This window comes from Streptomyces sp. NPDC007971, from assembly GCF_042958635.1.
Classification (GTDB): domain Bacteria; phylum Actinomycetota; class Actinomycetes; order Streptomycetales; family Streptomycetaceae; genus Streptomyces.
Window position 1 is genome coordinate 1 of the sequence record NZ_JBIBJK010000029.1, and the last position, 17804, is coordinate 17804.

Here is a 17804-nt window from a genome sequence, read left to right on the forward strand (position 1 = left end):
GCCCCCCCCCCACCCCCCCCACCCCGCCCGCCACCTCCACCTGGGGGGGGGCGGGGGGGTGCCCCCCCCGGGGGGGGGGGGGGGCCCCGCGGCCGCCCCCCACGACCGGACGGTGCCGATCAGCTGTCGATGCGGTGCTGGGTCCAGAAGGAGGTCAGGTCCGTGCTGGTGGCCGCCTGGGCGGCCGCCTTGAACTCGGCCGTGGTCGACACGCCGTACCAGTGGGCGGTCGCGTAGTCCTTCAGCAGCTTGGCCATGGCGGTGTCGCCGAGGACGCGCCGCAGGTCGTGCAGGGCGCACTTGCCGTAGTCGTACACCACGGTGGAGTAGCGGGAGGAGTGCGCGTCCCAGTAGGCCATCGAGTTGGTGATCTTCTCGGCGCTGGAGGCCCAGGAGACACTGCTCCAGCAGCTGCTGCCGGTCTTGCCGAGGGCCAGGTCGGTGGCGTAGTCGGTGAACGCCTCGTCCAGCCAGGGGCTGGTGTACTCGTCGTCGCCGACGATGCCGTACCACCACTGGTGGCCGATCTCATGGGTGAGTGCGGTGGTGCTGACCAGGTCGAGGACGAAGCCGGGGTACTCCATGCCGCCGAACCAGTAGTTGTTGTCGATGACCGCGTCCAGTTCGCCGTAGGGGTAGGCACCGAAGCGTCCCGCGTGGGCGTCCACGGCGGTCTTGGCGGTGCTGAGCATCGACTGGGCGCTGGAGGAGCTGATGCCCGAGACGGAGTAGATGTTCACCGGGACACCGCCGGGCGAGGTGCCGGAGATCTTGGTGAACGGGCCCGCGGCCCAGGCGAAGTCCCGGACCTTGGCGGCGGTGGCGGTGGTGACGGTGCGGCCGCTGGAGCCGGGGGTGTCGGTGGAGGTGCCGGTGGCCGGGACCAGCAGGGTGCTGGGGTGGTCGAGGGTCACCTTGAAGTCGGCGGCCAGGGAGTAGAACGACTCGCCGTTGTTGGTGTACGGGTCCAGGTGCCAGCCCGCGCCGTCACGGACCGCGAGGACGGGCAGGGCGTTGCCGATGAAGCTGAAGGCACCGTCGTGGCCGAACCGGTCGGCGCCGCTGGGTACGGTGATGCCCAGGTCGAAGCCGATGGTGGCGCTCTGGCCCTGGTTCAGCGGTGTCGGCAGGGTGATCTTCAGGGCGGTGCAGTCCACCGAGAGGTCGCCCGCGGTGCCGCCGGTGACGTTGGTGACCTTGATGGGCATCGCCGAGCAGGTGCCGTGGTAGTTGTCCCACAGCCTGATGTACACCTCGCCGAGGGCGGTGGCGGAGGCGTTGGTGAAGGACGCGCTCTCGTGTCCGTTCCAGACGGTGCCGCTCGTGTCACTGCTGAGGCTGACGGTGTACGAGGGTGCGGCCGGGGTCCGGGTGGAGTCCGCCGGGGGCGGGGTGGTGCCGCCGGAGGTGTCGAGGGCGACGTCGTCCAGGACGAAGCTCGTCTGGAGGCTGGAGTCCTCGGTTCCGGTGAAGGACAGGTTCACGGTCTGGCCCGCGAACGACGACACGTCGAACGACTTCTGCACGTAGCCGGTGTTCTTGTCGAGGTTCGAGTACGTCGCCAGCGTGGTGCTGCCGATCTTGGCCGTCAGTCTGTCGTAGGCGGTGGACGAGGTCCGCTCGGCGGTGTCGATGTGCAGCCAGAAGGTGAGGGTGGCGCTGCTGCACCCGCTGGGGACGGTGACGCTCTGGGTGAGGGTGTCGGTGTGTGTGCTGCCGACGCCGTCCAGCCAGGCGTAGGAGGAGCCGTCGTGGGCGCTCTGGCCGCTGCGGCTGGTGATCACACTCGACGCGGACGCGGTCCACGGCGAGGTGCCGCTCTCGAAGCCGCCGTTGGTGACGGCCTGGACCGGAGTGCAGTCGGCGGGCGCGGCGTGCTTGTCCCTGGCCTGCTGTGCGGCGGCGGGAGTGACGGGGAGGGAGAGGGCGGCCAGCGTGGCGACGGTGAGGAAGCCGGCGCCGAGCGCCTTGTGGGGGGTGGATCTCACACACTGCTCCTTTGCGGCGGCCGGGATTCCGGCCTGCTCGATGGCCGTTCGCCGGCGGGGTGCGCCGGGGCGGCCGCGGACTGGATGGTGCGATCGCTGTGCGGAGAGGTGCGCCGCGCCCCCATGGGGTCGGGGCGAGGACTGCCGAAAGAGTGACAGATTTGACCGGACCATGCCAGAAGGGGGAGAGGAAGTGGGGGGCCGTGCTCCGGGACCTCTGCGGCACAGGAGGGGTGACACAGAGGTGGGTTGCCGTGCTCCGGTACGCCGGTCTCCGCACCACAGGGGTGGTCGTCGTGCTCCGGCACGCCGGTCTCCGCGCCGCAGGGACGGCTGTCGTGCTCCGGCATGCCGGCCTTTTCCGCACAGGGGTGGGGTGCCCGTGCTGCGGCACACCGGACTCGCCCGCGGGCGGTGGATCAGTCGCGGTTCAGGACCATGAGGATCGCCCGGAGGCGGGTCCCGCCCGGTCCCTGCCAACCGCTCGCGACATGGCCGAGGACGTCCCCGGGCGGCAACGGCGGGTTCTCGGCAACGGGCTTGAGGACCCGGTGCAGACGCAGGGTCGTGCCCTGGGGCGCGGGCAGCCGGGTGCCCTCCTCGTCGCACGTGGGCCGGGGCGCGAGCCCCTTCGCAACGAGTGCTTCGCCCGTGTAGGAGCGGGTCACCTCCCGGTCCGGTGTGTCGCTGATGCTCTGCGCCATCGCCGGCGCCCCGCCCTCGATCAGGGAGAGCAACGCGCCGACGAGCACCGGGTCGTGGCAGCCGTCGTAGACCCAGCGCTTGCCCAGCACCCCGTGCTCCGTCGTGCCGATCAGCGCGTGCTCCGCCCCGTCCAGCGGAGCGCCGCGGTACGTGAGCGGGACCAGGTAGGCGGTCCGCTGCTCGGTGGAGGCGTCGCTGGCCACCATGAACTCGATCCCCACCTCGCCCTCGGGGTCGTCCAGCCGGAATCCGCCGGACTTCTCCAGCACGGGGACATCAGCGCCGCCTCGGTACCAGGGGCGGGTGGGCAGCCAGGTGGTGAGGAGTTCGAGCTTGGTCGGCTTGAGGGTGGTGTGGTGGATGACGGCCATGCCGGCGGTTCCCCTCCGTCGTGCTGATACGAACGCCCTCACCCTTTCACACCGTTTGTGCCGGTCATGGGCCCGACGCGGTCAACGCGGGGGTCAACTCGGACCAGGGGTTGGGCGGTTCGCCCGTCACCGGTCCGCAGATCGCCGCGCCGCGTTCGTGTGCGGTGCGCACCGCGAGCGGGACGAGGGCCTCCGGTACGCCGTACACGAGATGGCAGAACCGCTCGGGCGGGTGCCGCGTCGCCCAGGCCGGCCGGGTGAACACCGAGACGTACGTCGACCAGTGGCCCTCGAAGGTGACGACCAGGTCGGCCAGGCGGAGATAACCGGGTGTCGGGTACACGCCCGGGTTGAGGACGACGGTGGCCGCACCGAGCCGCCGGACGTCCCTGACCAGGCGCCGGCAGGCCGGCAGGCCCTGCCCGGTGGCGGTGACGCGGTCGAGGAAGCAGCCCTGGGCCCCGTACCACTCCTGGTGCCGGCGCATGTCCTCGACCGCCAGGGCCGGGTTCCGGACGCCGTAGTCGGTGTCGATGTAGCCGAGCAGGCGGGCGCCCGCCGCCCGCAGTGCGCGCGCGGCGGCCGTGAACGCCGGATCGGGGGCCGTGCCGGGGCCGTTCGCGGGGTTGAGGACGACCGCGTGGGTGCGGGAGGCCGCGGTGATCAGCCGGTGCCAGGCGCCCGGATCCTCGGCCGGGTGCACGTACAGGGGTACCAGCAGGCTCATGGCGCACGCCCGCTTCCCGCCGCGGCCGCCCACAGCGCGTCGAGGGCGTCCTCCAGCGTGTGCACCGGCCGCCAGCCGAGGGCACGGTCGGCGGCCGTGATGTCGGAGCACTGCCAGGACACCCGGGCCGAGCGGGCCGAGCCGCCCGTGTTCTCCTCCAGCCGCCCCCGGAAATCCGCACGGCGGGCCAAGCCCTGCACCAACTCCCGGACCGGTACGGCCCGTCCGCCGCCGACGTTGAGAACGGGCGGCAGCGGGCCCGCGGTCGTCACCGCGAGGGCGACGGCCCCGGCGAGGTCGCGGACGTCCACGAAGTCGCGGTGGGCGGACAGGTCACCGAGGCGCAGGACCGCCTCCGGATCCCGGCCGGCGGCGCACAGCTGGGCCGCCATCCGGCCGGGCAGGCTCGCGACGGGTGCGCCGGGACCCACCGGGTTGCCGACCCGGAGCACCACCCCGTCCAGGGCGGCGGAGGTCACGGCGACCGTGCCCGCGAGCTTGGTCGCGCCGTAGAGGGTGACCGGGCAGGTGTCCGCGGTCTCGGCCACCAGGACGTCCGGGACGCCGGGCCCGTATTCGGCGGCCGAGCCGAGGTGCACCAGGCGCGCGGTGGGTGCCGCCTCGCGGAGGGCGGCGCACAGCGCCGCCGGGCCGCGGGCGTTGGCCTCGGCCAGGGTCACGGGGTCGCCCCCGGTCGCGCCCGCGCAGTTGACGACGGCGTCGGGCGCCGCGGCGGCGAGCGTCTTCGCGAGCCGCTCCGGCCGGTCGGTGGCGAGGTCGGCGCGGAACCCGGCTCCGGCCGAGCGGCCGGCGCCGAGGACCTGCGCGCCGGGCAGGGCGCGCAGCCGGGCGGCCACATGGCGGCCCAGGTATCCGGTGCCGCCCAGGACGAGAATGCGCATGCGGTACTCAGGCTCCCTTGAGAAGAAGCGACCTGCGGGTGGTGAACTCGGCGTTGGCCCGGTCGTAGTCGTCGGGGCGGCCGATGTCCAGCCAGTAGCCGTCGAACTCGTAGGCGTGCGGCTGGTTCTCGGCGGCCAGCAGGTCCAGGACCAGTTCGTCGAAGCCGAGCGGCAGGCCGGGGGTGTAGCCGTCGAGGGTGGAGCGGCTGACGCCGTAGACGCCCATGGAGACGCGGTAGTCCATGCTGGGCTTCTCGGTGAAGGCGACGACCTTGCTCGCGTCCGTGGTCAGCACGCCGAAGTCGATGTGCACCTTGCGGGCGTAGGTGGCGATGGTCAGCGGTGCCGCCGAGGCCCTGTGCCGGCGCATCACGTCGGCGTAGTCGAGGTCGGTGAGCACGTCACCGTTCATGACCAGGAAGGACTCGGGCAGCCGGTCGCGCAGGGTGAGCAGGGGGCCCATGGTGCCCAGGGGGCTGTCCTCGGTGGCGTAGTCGACGGCCATGCCCCACTGGGAGCCGTCGCCGACGTAGGCGCGGATGATCTCGCCGAGGTGGCCGATGGCGATGGTGCAGCGGGTGAAGCCCGCGGCCGACAGCTGGCGCAGCACGATCTCCAGGATGGCGTGCTGGTCGCCGATGGGGACGAGGGGTTTGGGAAGCGCGGTGGTGTAGGGCCGCAGCCGGACGCCCTTGCCTCCCGCCAGGATCACTGCGTGCATGAGGCTCCTCCTTCATGGCGTGCATGGATGTAGGGAAGTGGGGGACGTGCGTGCCGGACGGGGTCAGATGTTGTAGATGCCGGTCTTGTAGCGGGCCAGGTTGGCCGGGTTCCGGAAGAAGTCCACGGTGTGCGCGAGGCCCTGTTCGAGGGTGTGGGCGGGCTGCCAGCCGGTGGCCGCGGTGAGCCGGCCGGCGGCGGCGACGAGCCGCATGACCTCGGAGCCTGCGGGCCGGATCCGCTCGGGGTCGGCGCGGACGTCGAGGTCGGTGTCCATGACCTTGCCGATCAGGGCGACGAGGTCGCCGACGGAGATCTCGCCGCCGGTACCGGCGTTGAAGGTGCGCCCGGCGACCTGTTCGGCGGGCGCGGTGCCCACGGCGAGGAAGGCGCGGGCGGTGTCCTTGACGTAGGTGAAGTCCCGGGTGGGGCGCAGGTCTCCGAGGGTGAGGGTGCGCTCCCCCGCCGCGACCTGGCCGATGACGGTGGGGATGACCGCGCGCATGGACTGGCGCGGCCCGAAGGTGTTGAACGGTCTCAGGGTGACCACGGGTGTGCCGAAGCTGGCGTGGTAGCTGTCGGCGAGCCGGTCCCCGCCGGCCTTCGAGGCGGCGTACGGGGACTGGGTGTTGATGGGGTGGTCCTCGGTGATCGGGACGGTCCGCGCGGTGCCGTAGGTCTCGCTGGTGGAGGTGTGCACCAGCCGGGGGGTGCCGAGGGCGCGGACGGCCTCCAGCACATTGAGGGTGCCGGTGACGTTGGTCTCCACATAGCTGTGCGGTGCCTGGTACGAGTACGGGATCGCGATCAGTGCGGCCAGGTGGTAGGCGACGTCGGCGCCTTCGAGCAGGCCGCGGACCGAGCCGGGGTCACGGACGTCGCCGAGGACGATCTCCACCTGGTCGAGGACGTCCGGGGCGAGGGTCTCCAGCCAGCCGTAGGAGGAGAAGGAGTTGTACTGGGCCATGGCCCTGACCCGGTGCCCGGAGGCGACCAGGGCCTCGGTGAGGTGGGAGCCGATGAAGCCCTCGGCCCCGGTGACGGCGGCGAGCGGTGCGGAGGTCAACTGGTGTGTCCTTCCGTTCGGTTGCGTGGGAGGGATCCGCGGGCGGGCGGATCAGGCGTGCCGGGCCGGGCGTCCGAGCAGCCGCAGCGCGCACGCCCCGAGAGCCAGCTCGGCGGCGCCGCAGCACAGTGGCAGCGCGACCGGGCCCGGTGGCAGATGCAGAAGTGCGACCGTGCAGGCGGCGCCCGCGGCGGCGAGGCAGATCGCGGCCGGCTGCCAGGCGGCGCCGAACGCCTGCAGGAGCAGTGCGGTCCACAGCGTGGCGGCGAGCAGGAGCAGGGTGACCGGTTCGGCGCCGGTCAGGAGCGCCGCGGGCAGCAGCGGCAGGAGGTAGGCGAGCAGGCACAGGCCGAGGACGGCGGCGGAGCGCAGCAGGAATCCGGAGGGGGTCGCCGCCCTGCGCAGGGCGGCGACGGACAGGCCTCGATAGCGGTACAGCAGCCACTCGGCCGGTCCCATGCTCAGGGTCAGGGCGATCACGGCGTAGGGCGCCCGCCGCCCCTCCAGCAGTACGAGCAGGCCCGCGGCCAGCCCGAAGAGCCCGTACGGCAGGGAGGACAGCAGGCGGGGAGGCCTGCCGTCGGCTACGGCCGGGGCGGCGTGGGCGCGGCGCAGGGCGTGGCCGGTGACGGCGAGCGTCGCCAGCAGTGCGAGCAGGGGAAGCCCGGCCCGTAGCTGGGGGCCGGGATCCCACCGCAGCAGGACGGCGGCACCGGCGATCAGCGGGGTGAGCGCGGCGAGCAGCAGCCTTTCCCTGGCCAGGACGAGCAGGACGCCCGCCGCCGCCAGGTACAGCGACTGTGCGGCGGCCGCCAGGATCACCGGGCCGGCGCCTGCCGACGGGACTGCGGCTGCCGTGGCCAGGGCCGCACCGGCGGGCGCTCCGAGGAGGAGCGTGCGGGCGGCTTCCCGTCGCCCGGTCGCCCTGCGGACGTGGGCGCGGTGGCCGAGCCCCTGTCCCCAGGCCCAGGAGACGAGACCGGCCACGATCAGCGCCGCGGCGTGCCGGCCCGGGTGCCACAGCGGCGCGGTGAGCAGGTAGGCGAGGCCGGGCAGGGCGAAAAGCACGCCCCGCAGCAGGCTGCGCACATGGTCAGGGCGCCAGGGGTCGGCGCCCGGTGCCGGCTCCGGGAAGGTGCGGGGCACCTGCCCGTACAGGGCCGTGGCGAGGGAGAACAGGTCGGGGTGGCCGTACCGGTCCCTGATCAGGTCGGCGGTCAGGCCCTCGGCCTCCAGCAGGGCGGCGACCTCGTAGGGGTGGACGGCGGGGCCGATCCGGTCGGCGAGTTCGGCGGCGAGCCGGCTGACCGCCTCCCTGTCGGGTCCGGGGTGCCGGGGTGCTCCCAGGGCGAGGGTGTGGTGGTCCGCGCACCCGCGCGCGGGTGTGCCGGCGAGCCGGAGGGCCAGCGTGTCGTTCTCCGTTCCGCCCGGTTCGAGCGCCATCGGCCCGCTCATCCGGCCAGGCTCCCGGCGTCGGCGGGGACGATCCGGGGTGGCGCGGGCTGCGTGGTCGACGGCGTTGCGAGCGCGGGCAGTTCGAGGTAGATGGACCGGAAGGTGTCGATGGTCTGGCGCAGGGTGAACTGCTCGATCACACGCAGCCGTGCCCCCTCACCCATCGCCCGGCGCCGGCCGGGGTCGGCGAGCAGGTCGAGGGCGGCCGCAGCCATGGCCGCCGGGTCGCGCGGCGGGACGACGAGGCCGGTGTCGCCGACGGCCTCCCGTACGCCGCCCACGTCGGTGGAGACGGTCGCGCGGCCGCAGGACATGGCCTCGATCAGGGTGAACGGGAAGCCCTCGCTGATGCTGGAGAGCATCACGACGTTGCCGGCCGCGTAGGCGTCCTTGATGTCGTCGACGCGCCCCTCGAAGGTGACGGCGTCCGCGTGCCCCAGCTCGGCCGCGAGCGCCTCGCACCGCTCCCGGTAGGCCTCTCCGCCCCGGGGCGTGCCGCCGAACAGGCGCAGCCGCGCTTCCGGTATTCGCTCCTTGACCAGGCCGAAGGCGCGGATCAGGGTTTCCAGGTCCTTGATGGGGTCGACGCGGCCCGCCCAGCTGAGCGTGGGCACTTCGGGCTCGGGTCCGGCGGGCGGGAAGGCGGCGGGGTCCACGCCGTTGTAGACCGTGCGGATCGACTCCGGTGCGGCGCCGCCCTGTTCCTCCCACAGCCGGTTGTAGCGGTTGCCCGGGGTGATCAGGGCGGCCCGCCGGTAGCTCTCCTCGGCGAGCAGCCTGAAGAAGCCGAGGACTACGGCCTTCACCGGCCAGCGGTAGGGCGCCGTGCGATAGCCGAGGTAGCGTTCGCGCAGGTAGACGCCGTGTTCGGTGAGCAGCAGCGGAACGTCGAAGCGGTCCAGGCCGGCCAGGCCTGGCAGGACGGCGACGCCGCCGCTGACGGCGTGGGCGACTCCGTCCCTGGGCAGTGGTGCGGCCAGGGGGCGCAGGGCGTGTTCGAGCAGGGCGGTGGCGGTGACCGCGTCGTGCAGGGTGGGGCGGGCCTCGCGCACGGCGAGTCCGGGGCGGTTCCACACCGCGGCGAGCAGGGCGATCGCGCGGTCGCCGCGCAGAAAGGGGCTCAGGGTGCCGTCCGCCGCGGCCCGCGCCATCGTGTACAGGGCGGGTGCGAAGGCGTCCTCGGTGTGCGGGTCCACGAGCGCCGTCAGGAACCGCTCGTAGGCGGCGGCGAGCTGGTTGCGCGCGCGGCCCCTGGGCGGTCGGCCCTCGGGCGGGGATCCCCACATGGGGACGGATCGCACGCTGCGGACGTGGGCGGGAAGGTCCCAGGCGACGGGTTCGCGTCCGGTGCCGGTGACGGCGACGACGTCGAAGTCGAGGTCGGGCATGCCCTGGACGAGTTGGTCGCACCAGACGCTGACGCCGCCGTGGCTGTGCGGGTAGGTGCCTTCGGTGAGCAGGGTGACGCGCGTCGCGCCGGGGCGGCGCGCGCCGTACTGAACGTGCATCGGTGTGCTCCACGGCCGAGAAGTGGGGTGGTCGTGCGGGTCCCGGCCGCCGGTGGGCGGCCGGGACCTCGATTCGGTGCGCCGTTCAGCTGCCCGGGTTGTAGGGGACCTTCTTGGTCACGCCTGCGGGGACCTCGGTGTGCGGCGCGGGGTGGGTGGCCGGTTCCTTGACGGCCTTGCCGGCCTTGGCCGGGGCCGCGGCGGAGGACGGCTGGGCGAAGGAGAGCGCGCTGACGCCGCCGGTCATCCACTCGACGATGCCCCGGGCCAGCAGCCGGAACTGCTCCTGGTACCGGTTGTAGACGAAGGTGACGACCAGCTCGCGCCGCCCGTCGTGCCGGTACTCACCGATCAGTGAGCCCTGCCTGGCCATGCCCGGGATGGGCGCCTGGACGTACGGGGTGAAGTCGGCGCCGGGCGCGGGCGCCGACAGGTAGGCGTAACTCTCGCCCACGGAGGGCGAGTTGTCCTCGAAGGGAACCGCGCCGACGAGGTAGCCGAAGGGGCCGGCCTTGCCGGCCGTGGTGACCTGGGCCTGCGCACCGTCGATACTGCCCGAGTAACCGCCGGCGACCGGGTACTGCAGGCCCGCCGCGGGCCGGGCGTAGGTGTACGCGTCGACCTGGGGGACGGCGTACGTCTGCTCGTAGGAGGCGAGCGCGGCCATCTCGGCGGAGCCGGCGACGAACGGGTTGTCGTTGGGCAGGACGACGGCCTGGTACTGGGCGCGGGGCCGCCCGTCGACGGTGTCGGCGAGGAAGGCGGCGTCGATCGTGGGGCGGTTCGAGCGTGTGAGGTCGACCTCGGTGTACGGCGTTCCGGCCGCGTCGAGTTCGGCGGCGATCGCGTCGGTGGCCGGGCCACCGTCGCGGACCACCAGCACCCTGAGGTCGATGCGCGGCGCCGTGGCGTCGGCCTGGGCTGTCCCGGCCGGCAGGCCGACAGCCGCGATGAGCGCACCGACCGCCAGGGCGGTGGCGCGGATGGTCCGCTTCATGCGGTGAAGTCCCCTCCCCGGGCAGGGGTGAGTACGGCTCGCGTGGAGCGGACGCACCCCCTGCGCGACGCCGGCGTTCCCCCTCAGAAGCCGGTCGTCGACGCATCCGTCGCGTCACATGGTGATGGCTGTATGTAGCTTTTGTGGTCGTCTTACGAAACCTGACGGAAAAGTGCAGGCGCCCGACGGGGGCGCGAGGCAACCCGTTCGGTCGTTTCCCCGTCGCCCCCGCAGGGGGTCGGCGGCGGCCCGGCGGCTCCGGTGTGCCGGTCCGGGCCCGATACGACGCACCGGCGGGCCGATGCGGCCCGCCGGACGATGTGCCAGTGGTCCAGACCGCGCGGGGATCTGTCCGGAGGATCCGTTTCAGGCCACTCGCGCCATGGGTCCGGTTGGTCCGTCAAGCGCAGACCACACGCGTCTCGGGCGTGTAGACGGGGCCGCCGTTGGTGTTCGAGCTGTCGCTGAACTCGGCGTAGTAGTACGAGTAGAAGCCGATGTTGCCGTTGCAGCCGGAGTCGGCGGCGACCTGGAGCGTCAGCATGACGGTGCGGCTCTGACCGGGCGGGATGGTGGCGCCGTAGTTGCCGCCGAGGTTGGCCGGACCGGTGCCGGCACAGGCGGTGCCGCCGGCGGCCGTGGCCAGGCTGCAGCCGGTGAAGCTGCACTTCAGGTCGGGGCGCTGGGTGGTGAGCCAGGTCGGGTCGATGGTCTGGTACACGAACGAGATGTCGTAGGTCTTGTTGTTGGTGATGGTCATCGGCAGGTGCACCGTGCCGCCGGGGGTGGTGGTGGCGCTGTCGGTCCTGAAGGTCAGCGCGGCCGGTGCCGGGGCGGCACTGGCGGCCGGGGCGAGGCCGAAGACGGCGAGGACGAGGGCGAGGGCGAGGACGGCGGTGAGACCGAGGCGTCTCATCAGAGGTGATCGCATGGGCCGGGAGGCTAGGCACGGGGCGAGCGCGGCGTCTGCCCCGCCAAGAGCGCCGCGCGCACCGATCGGCCGAAAGTGTGCGTATCGTGAAGGTACTGCGATGGATCCGTGACGCAAGGTCATGGGTCGCATACGCGCACGATACGGGCGGGCGACTCCGGAAGCCCTCGGGGGCGGCCCGAACACCGGTGCATCCGGGCGGCATTGGCGGGCACGCACCCTCGACGGCACCCGGAATACGGGCCACCGCTTGTGCAGCGGGAACCTTCTCGGCCCATCACCATTTTCCGGCCTGGTGTTGCCGACTCGGCCTCCGGCTTCGGCTTCGGCTTCGGCTCCGGCTCCGGCTCCGGCTCCGGCTCCGGCAGGGTCATCGGCGGCGCCGCGGGGCGGCCAGAGCGGCGGTGAAGTCGTCGAGGGCCGCGAGGTTGTGGGCGCTGACGACGGCGTCGCAGTAGGGCAGTGCCGCGGCCATGCCGGCCACGAGCGGACGGTAACGCGGGCTGGCCGTACGCGGGTTGACCCAGACGACGCGGTAGGCGACCCGGGACAGTCGCGCCATGTGGGTGGCGAGGTCGGCGGGCGCGCCGGTGTCCCAGCCGTCGGAGACGATGGCGACCACCGCGCCGCGCGCCATGCCGCGCCGGCCGAACCGCTCGTTGAACTCCGCCAGGCACGCCGCTATGCGGGTGCCGCCGGACCAGTCCGGGGCCGCCCGTCCGGCCCGTGCCAGGGCGTCGTCGGGTGCGGTCCGCCGGAGGACGGGGGTGAGGCGCGTGAGCCGGGTGGCGAAGGTGAAGACCTCGGCGCGGGTGGCGCGGGCGGCGCAGTAGAGCAGTTGGAGCATCGCACGGGCGTAGGGCTCCATCGATCCGGAGATGTCGCAGAGCACGACGAGGTCGCGAGGGCGGGCGCGGGACACGAAGCGGCGCAGCCGCAGCGGGTGTCCGCCGGTGCGCCGGCTGGCGGAGAGCGTGCGGCGCACGTCGATGCGCGCACCGTGGTGCGCGGTGCGGCGCCGGCGGGACGGCCGGGTCGGGGTGCGCAGCACCAAGGTGCGCATCACGTCGGCGAGCAGCGCCAGTTCCTCTGCGGACAGGTCGGCGAAGTCACGGTCGGCGAGCCGGTCGAGCGGACTGGCGGCGAGGGGGACGTGGGCCTCCCGCGGCTGTGCGTCGGGCCTGCGGCCCTGTGCGTCCGCGGTGGCCTTGCGGATTCCGGGGACGCGGCCCGCAACGGTGTCCGGGAACGCCCCGGCCGGGTCGCCGGGTTGCCCGCGCTGTGCTCCGCGGTCGCCCGGGCCGCCGAAGACCTCGCGGAAGACCGCGTCGAACGGTTCGATCTGCTCGCGTTCGGACACCAGGGTGGCGAGCGCGCAGTGCCGCAGTTCCCGTGTCGTCGAGGGCGCCAGCACGGTGAGTGCCCGGGCGAAGCTCCGGGTGCGGTCGGGGCCCACCACGACTCCCGCGTCGTGCAGGGCGGCGGTGAAGGCGGCGGCCAGTTCCGGCAGGCCAGGCAGGTCGGACAGGCCGGGGAGGTCAGGCCCGCCAGGCAGGTCATGCGCGCCAGGAACGCCGGATGCACCAGGAAGGTCGGATGGAGCAGGAACGCCGGACGGAGCAGGAACGCCGGACGGGCCAAGAACGCCGGATGGACCAGGAACGTCAGGCGTGCCGGGAAGGTCGGACAGGCCGGGCAGGTCAGGCATCGGAGGCGGCCTCCGCGTCGACCAGCTCCGCCAGTCCGGCCCGGCGCACGGCCTCCAGGTCTTCGGCGTACTTGAGCACCGCTCCCAGGGTGCGGTCGGCGGCGTCGGCGTCGAGTTCGGCCAGCCCCAGCGCGTGCAGCGCGCCCGCCCAGTCGATGGCCTCGGCGACGCCGGGCGCCTTGGTCAGCTCCTGCCGGGCCCGCAGGCGTGCGACCCCGCGGGCCACGCGCGTGGCCAGCCATGCGGCCGACTCCGGCACCCGTCGGCGGATGATCGCGGCGACCCGTGCGGTGTCCGGGTAGTCGATCCAGTGGTAGAGGCAGCGGCGTTTGAGCGCGTCGTGCAGATCCCGGGTGCGGTTGGAGGTCAGGACAGTCACCGGCGGCACCACGGCCGTCCGGGTGCCGAGTTCGGGGATGGTGACCGCGGCGTCGGCGAGCAGTTCCAGCAGGAACGCCTCGAACTCGTCGTCGGCGCGGTCCACCTCGTCGATGAGCAGGACCGCCGGCCGCGGGCCCGGGTGGCAGATCGCGGCGAGCAGCGGCCGTGGCAGCAGATAGTCCTCGGTGAACAGGTCGGTGTCCCGCAGGCGCTCCCCGCGGGACTCGGCCAGCCGGATGGCCAGGAGTTGCCGCGGATAGTTCCACTCGTAGAGGGCCTCGGCCGAGGACAGGCCCTCGTAGCACTGCAGCCGGATCAGCGGGGTGTCGAGCACGGCGGCGAGTGCCCGGGCCGCCTCGGTCTTGCCGACGCCGGGCTCACCCTCCAGCAGGATCGGCTGCCGCATGCGCACGGCCAGCAGCAGCGCCGTGGCCAGGGCGTCGTCGGCCAGGTAGCCGGTTGCGTCCAGACGCGAGCGCAGGGCGGTGACATCGGGTACGAGGGGGTCGAGGTCAGGCATGCGCGTAACGGGAGGGCTCGTCGGCGAAGGCGTGCTGGCACCCGGGCCCGCAGAAGTACACCGTGGCGCCGGCCCGGTCCAGCGACAGCGTGGCGGGCGTGATCGCCACGGTCGTCCCGCACACGGGATCCACGTCCTGCGCCAGGACCTGCCGCACCGCGGACCCGGCTCCGGGGCGCACGGCACGGGCCGCCTGCGGCCGCGTCGCGATGATCTCGGCGTACACCGACAGCGCGATCTCCGCCGGGGTCCGCGCGCCGATGTCCAGCCCGGCCGGGGTGTGGATGTGTGCGCGTTGCTCCTCGGTGACGTCCAGCCCGGCGAGCACGGCCGCGCCGCGCCTCGGACTTGCGACCAGCCCGATGTACGGGACTTTGGAGCGTGCGGCCTCGGTCAGGACGCTCTCCTCGTCGCGGCCGTGTGTGGCGATGACGACGACGTCCAGATCGGGCGGCAGCGGCCCTGCCGGCGGGGCCGGCCGGACGTCGAGGCCGAGCACGCGACCGACGTCGAGCAGGGCGCGGGCGATGGGGGCGTGTCCGTAGACGTAGGCCAGTGCCGGGGGGAGGTTGGCTTCCAGGAAGATGTCGAGCGTCCCGCCCGACAGACAGGGATTGGCCACCGTGACCAGGCCTTCGCCGGGTTCCTGCGCGCTCCGGATGCCGCTGCCGGTGTCCGTGGCGGGCGTGATCCGCAGCAGCAGCGACTCGCCGGTCTCCAGCACCCGCAGGCCCTGCAACTGCACTGTCGTCTCGGCGCAGATACCGCCCACGAAGCCCTCGACGGTGCCGTCGGGGAGCACCAGGGCGCTGTCCCCGGGCTTGGCGCTCGTGGGCCGTTCCGCGTGCACGACGGTGGCGAGGACGAACGGGGTCCGGCCGTGCCGGAGCACATCCGCCCGGTTCAGCAGGTCGATGTTCGTCATCGCGGTGCCTCAGGTGATCGCCAGGTCGGTGCGCAGCGGCCGGCCCTGGGCGGCCCGCCACACGGCGGCGGGCGTCAGCGGCATGTCGACATGGTGCACGCCGAGCGGCTTCAGCGCGTCGACCACGGCGTTGACCACCGCGGCGGGCGAGCCGACGGTCGCGGACTCGCCGATGCCCTTGGCACCGAAGGGGTGGTGCGGGGAGGGGGTGACGGTCTCGCCCAGCTCCCAGGACGGGCATTCGACCGAGGTGGGCAGGAGATAGTCCATGAACGATCCGCCGAGGCAGTTGCCGTCCTCGTCGAAGGCGATCACCTGCATGAGCGCCATGCCGAGGCCGTCGGCGAGTCCGCCGTGCACCTGGCCCTCGACGATCATGGGGTTGATCCGGTTGCCGCAGTCGTCCACGGCGACGAACCGGCGGACCTTCACCTGCCCGGTGCCCGCGTCCACGTCCACGACGCAGATGTACGCGCCGAAGGGGAAGGTGAGGTTCGGCGGATTGTAGACGCAGGTGGCGTCCAGGTGGCCCTCGACGCCCTCGGGCAGCTCCAGGTTCGAGTGTGCGGCGAGCGCGATCTCGGCCATGGTCCGTCCCTGGTCGGGGTCGCCCGTGACGTACCAGCGGCCCTTCTCCCACTCCAGGTCGTCCGGGCTCACTTCGAGCATCGCGGAGGCGACGATCTTCGCGCGTTCGCGCACCTTGCGGGCGACCATGGCGGCCGCTGCCCCGGACACCGGCGTCGAGCGGGATCCGTAGGTGCCGAGGCCGAACGGGGTCTGGTCGGTGTCGCCGTGCACCACCTCGACGTCCTCGGGCGGGATGCCCAGTTCCTCGGCGACGATCTGCGCGAACGTCGTCTCGTGGCCCTGCCCCTGGGTCTGCACGGAGATCCGCAGCACGGCCTTGCCGGTCGGGTGGACGCGCAGTTCGGCGCCGTCGGCCATGCCCAGTCCGAGAATGTCCATGTGCTTGCGCGGGCCCGCGCCGACCGCCTCGGTGAAGAAGCTGACCCCGATGCCCGTCAGTTCGCCGCGTTCGCGCCTTGCGGACTGCTCCCGGCGCAGGTCGTCGTAGTGCGCGATGTCCATCGCGAGGCGCAGGGCCTTCGGGTAGTCGCCGGAGTCGTACTCCCACCCCGTCTGCGTCGTGTACGGGAACTGCCCGGGCCGCAGCAGGTTGCGCATCCGCAGCTCGGCCGGGTCCGTGCCGAGCCTGTCCGCGAGCAGGTCGACCATCCGCTCGACCAGGTACACGGCCTCGGTCACACGGAACGAGCAGGCGTAGGCGACGCCGCCGGGGGCCTTGTTGGTGTAGACACCGGTCACGGTGCAGTGCGCGGCGGCCAGGTCGTACGAGCCGGTGAAGACGCTGAAGAAGCCGGCCGGGAACTGCGTCGGCTGTGCGGTGGCGTTGAACGCGCCGTGATCGGCGATCACTTGGACGCGCAGGCCCTGGATCCTCCCGTCCTTCGTCGCCGCGATCTCCCCGTGCATGTGGTAGTCGCGGGCGAAGGAGGTGCTCATCAGGTTCTCCGAGCGGTCCTCCACCCACTTGACCGGCTTGCCGGTGACGATCGAGCCGACGACCGCGCACACGTAACCGGGGTAGATGCCGACCTTGTTGCCGAAGCCGCCCCCGATGTCGGGGGAGATGATCCGGATCTTGTGCTCCGGGATGCCGGCCACCATCGCGTAGATCGTGCGGTGGGCGTGCGGGGCCTGCGTGGTCGACCACACCGTCAGCTTCCCGGTGATGGCGTCCATGTCCGCGACCGTGCCGCAGGTCTCCAGCGGAGCGGGGTGCACCCGCGGGTACAGCATGTCCTGCGCCACCACGACGTCGGCGGCGGCGAAGACCTCGTCCGTGCGTTCCTTGTCGCCCGCAGACCAGTCGAAGATGTGGTTGTCGCTCTGCTGTTCCTTGTCGTCGCGGATCACCGGCGTTCCGGGGTCGAGCGCCCGTCGGGCATCGACAACCGGCGGGAGCGGTTCGTACTCCACGTCGATCAGTTCGAGGGCGTCCCGGGCGGCGTAGCGGTCCTCGGCGACGACGAAGGCGACCTCCTGGCCCTGGAAGCGCACCTTGTCGGTGGCGAGCACCGCCTGTGTGTCGTACGAGAGCGTGGGCATCCACGCCAGCCCGAGACCGGCGAGGGTCTCGCCGGTGATCACGGCCTTGACCCTCGGGTGCGCCTCGGCGGCGCTGGTGTCGACGGAGACGATCCGGGCGTGCGCCAGCGGGCTGCGCAGGATCGCGCCGTACAGCATCCCGGGCAGCCGGACGTCGTCGACGTAGGTTCCGTGGCCGCGGACGAACCGCGCGTCCTCCTTGCGGGGCATCCGTCCGAAGCCGACCGGCCGTTCCTCGGTGGTCGTCATGCCCGCACCTCCTCGCGGCCGGGCACCGGCTCGGTGTCCGCGTCGGCGGTCACCGACCCGCCGCCGTGCTCGGCGGCCCAGCGGATGGAGCGCACGATGTTCTCGTATCCGGTGCACCGGCACAGCTGGCCGGAGATGGCCTGGCGGATGTCCTCCTCGGACGGGTCCGCGTCGTGGTCGAGCAGCCAGCGGGCGGTCATCATCATTCCCGGCGTGCAGAAGCCGCACTGCAGCCCGTGGCAGGCGATGAATCCCTGTTGCACCGGGTCGAGTTCGGCCCCGTGCGCCAGGCCTTCGACGGTCCGCACCTCATGGCCGTCGGCCATCACGGCGAGTACGGTGCAGGACTTGACCGGCGTGTCGTCCAGCCAGACGGTGCACACCCCGCAGTTGGAGGTGTCACAGCCCCAGTGGGTGCCGGTGAGCCCGAGTTCGTCACGCAGGAAGTGGACGAGCAGCAGCCTGGGCTCGACGTCCCTGGTGTGCTGTTCGCCGTTGACGGTCACGGTGATCCGCAT

At 72.8% G+C, this 17804-nt stretch carries 14 protein-coding genes and 1 pseudogene; all 15 read right to left on the reverse strand.

The window, feature by feature from the left end:
• Positions 1 to 119 precede the first annotated feature (119 nt).
• Positions 120 to 1988, reverse strand: a complete 1869-nt coding sequence (locus ACFZCP_RS40515; RefSeq protein ID WP_391440486.1) for a M1 family aminopeptidase — start codon at positions 1986 to 1988, stop codon at positions 120 to 122.
• Between the two features lie 419 nt (positions 1989 to 2407).
• Entirely contained in the window at positions 2408 to 3064 is a 657-nt protein-coding gene (locus ACFZCP_RS40520) for a 1,4-alpha-glucan branching protein (RefSeq protein WP_391440491.1), read from the reverse strand.
• A 64-nt stretch (positions 3065 to 3128) separates the two neighbouring features.
• Positions 3129 to 3791, reverse strand: a complete 663-nt coding sequence (locus ACFZCP_RS40525) for a spherulation-specific family 4 protein (RefSeq protein WP_391440497.1) — start codon at positions 3789 to 3791, stop codon at positions 3129 to 3131.
• Positions 3788 to 4693: an NAD-dependent epimerase/dehydratase family protein gene (locus ACFZCP_RS40530; protein ID WP_391440502.1), complete on the reverse strand. Its 906-nt coding sequence runs from the start codon at positions 4691 to 4693 to the stop codon at positions 3788 to 3790. The genes ACFZCP_RS40525 and ACFZCP_RS40530 overlap by 4 nt, the downstream gene beginning before the upstream one ends.
• A 7-nt stretch (positions 4694 to 4700) precedes the next feature.
• Positions 4701 to 5414, reverse strand: coding sequence for a sugar phosphate nucleotidyltransferase (locus tag ACFZCP_RS40535; protein WP_391440507.1), 714 nt, complete (start codon positions 5412 to 5414; stop codon positions 4701 to 4703).
• Between the two features lie 63 nt (positions 5415 to 5477).
• Positions 5478 to 6479, reverse strand: a complete 1002-nt coding sequence (locus ACFZCP_RS40540; RefSeq protein WP_391440512.1) for a GDP-mannose 4,6-dehydratase — start codon at positions 6477 to 6479, stop codon at positions 5478 to 5480.
• 51 nt (positions 6480 to 6530) lie between these two features.
• Positions 6531 to 7934 (reverse strand): hypothetical protein, encoded by a 1404-nt coding sequence (locus ACFZCP_RS40545; RefSeq protein ID WP_391440517.1) that lies wholly within the window; start codon positions 7932 to 7934, stop codon positions 6531 to 6533.
• Positions 7931 to 9442 (reverse strand): GT4 family glycosyltransferase PelF, encoded by a 1512-nt coding sequence (gene pelF, locus ACFZCP_RS40550; RefSeq protein WP_391440536.1) that lies wholly within the window; start codon positions 9440 to 9442, stop codon positions 7931 to 7933. Before pelF ends, ACFZCP_RS40545 begins: the two co-directional genes overlap by 4 nt.
• Positions 9443 to 9674: 232 nt before the next feature.
• Positions 9675 to 10439: pseudogene (locus ACFZCP_RS40555) on the reverse strand (hypothetical protein); the annotation flags it as partial.
• A gap of 400 nt (positions 10440 to 10839) precedes the next feature.
• On the reverse strand, positions 10840 to 11370 hold the full coding sequence (locus ACFZCP_RS40560) for a hypothetical protein (RefSeq protein ID WP_391440539.1): 531 nt from the start codon (positions 11368 to 11370) through the stop codon (positions 10840 to 10842).
• A gap of 370 nt (positions 11371 to 11740) precedes the next feature.
• Positions 11741 to 12829: a VWA domain-containing protein gene (locus tag ACFZCP_RS40565; RefSeq protein ID WP_391440543.1), complete on the reverse strand. Its 1089-nt coding sequence runs from the start codon at positions 12827 to 12829 to the stop codon at positions 11741 to 11743.
• A 241-nt stretch (positions 12830 to 13070) separates the two neighbouring features.
• Entirely contained in the window at positions 13071 to 13979 is a 909-nt protein-coding gene (locus tag ACFZCP_RS40570; protein ID WP_391440548.1) for an AAA family ATPase, read from the reverse strand.
• A complete protein-coding gene (locus tag ACFZCP_RS40575; RefSeq protein ID WP_391440553.1) occupies positions 13972 to 14904 on the reverse strand; it encodes an XdhC family protein in 933 nt (310 codons plus the stop codon). The genes ACFZCP_RS40570 and ACFZCP_RS40575 overlap by 8 nt, the downstream gene beginning before the upstream one ends.
• A gap of 9 nt (positions 14905 to 14913) precedes the next feature.
• Positions 14914 to 17286, reverse strand: a complete 2373-nt coding sequence (locus ACFZCP_RS40580; protein ID WP_391440561.1) for an aerobic carbon-monoxide dehydrogenase large subunit — start codon at positions 17284 to 17286, stop codon at positions 14914 to 14916.
• Positions 17283 to 17804 (reverse strand): 2Fe-2S iron-sulfur cluster-binding protein, encoded by a 522-nt coding sequence (locus ACFZCP_RS40585; RefSeq protein ID WP_391440567.1) that lies wholly within the window; start codon positions 17802 to 17804, stop codon positions 17283 to 17285. The genes ACFZCP_RS40580 and ACFZCP_RS40585 overlap by 4 nt, the downstream gene beginning before the upstream one ends.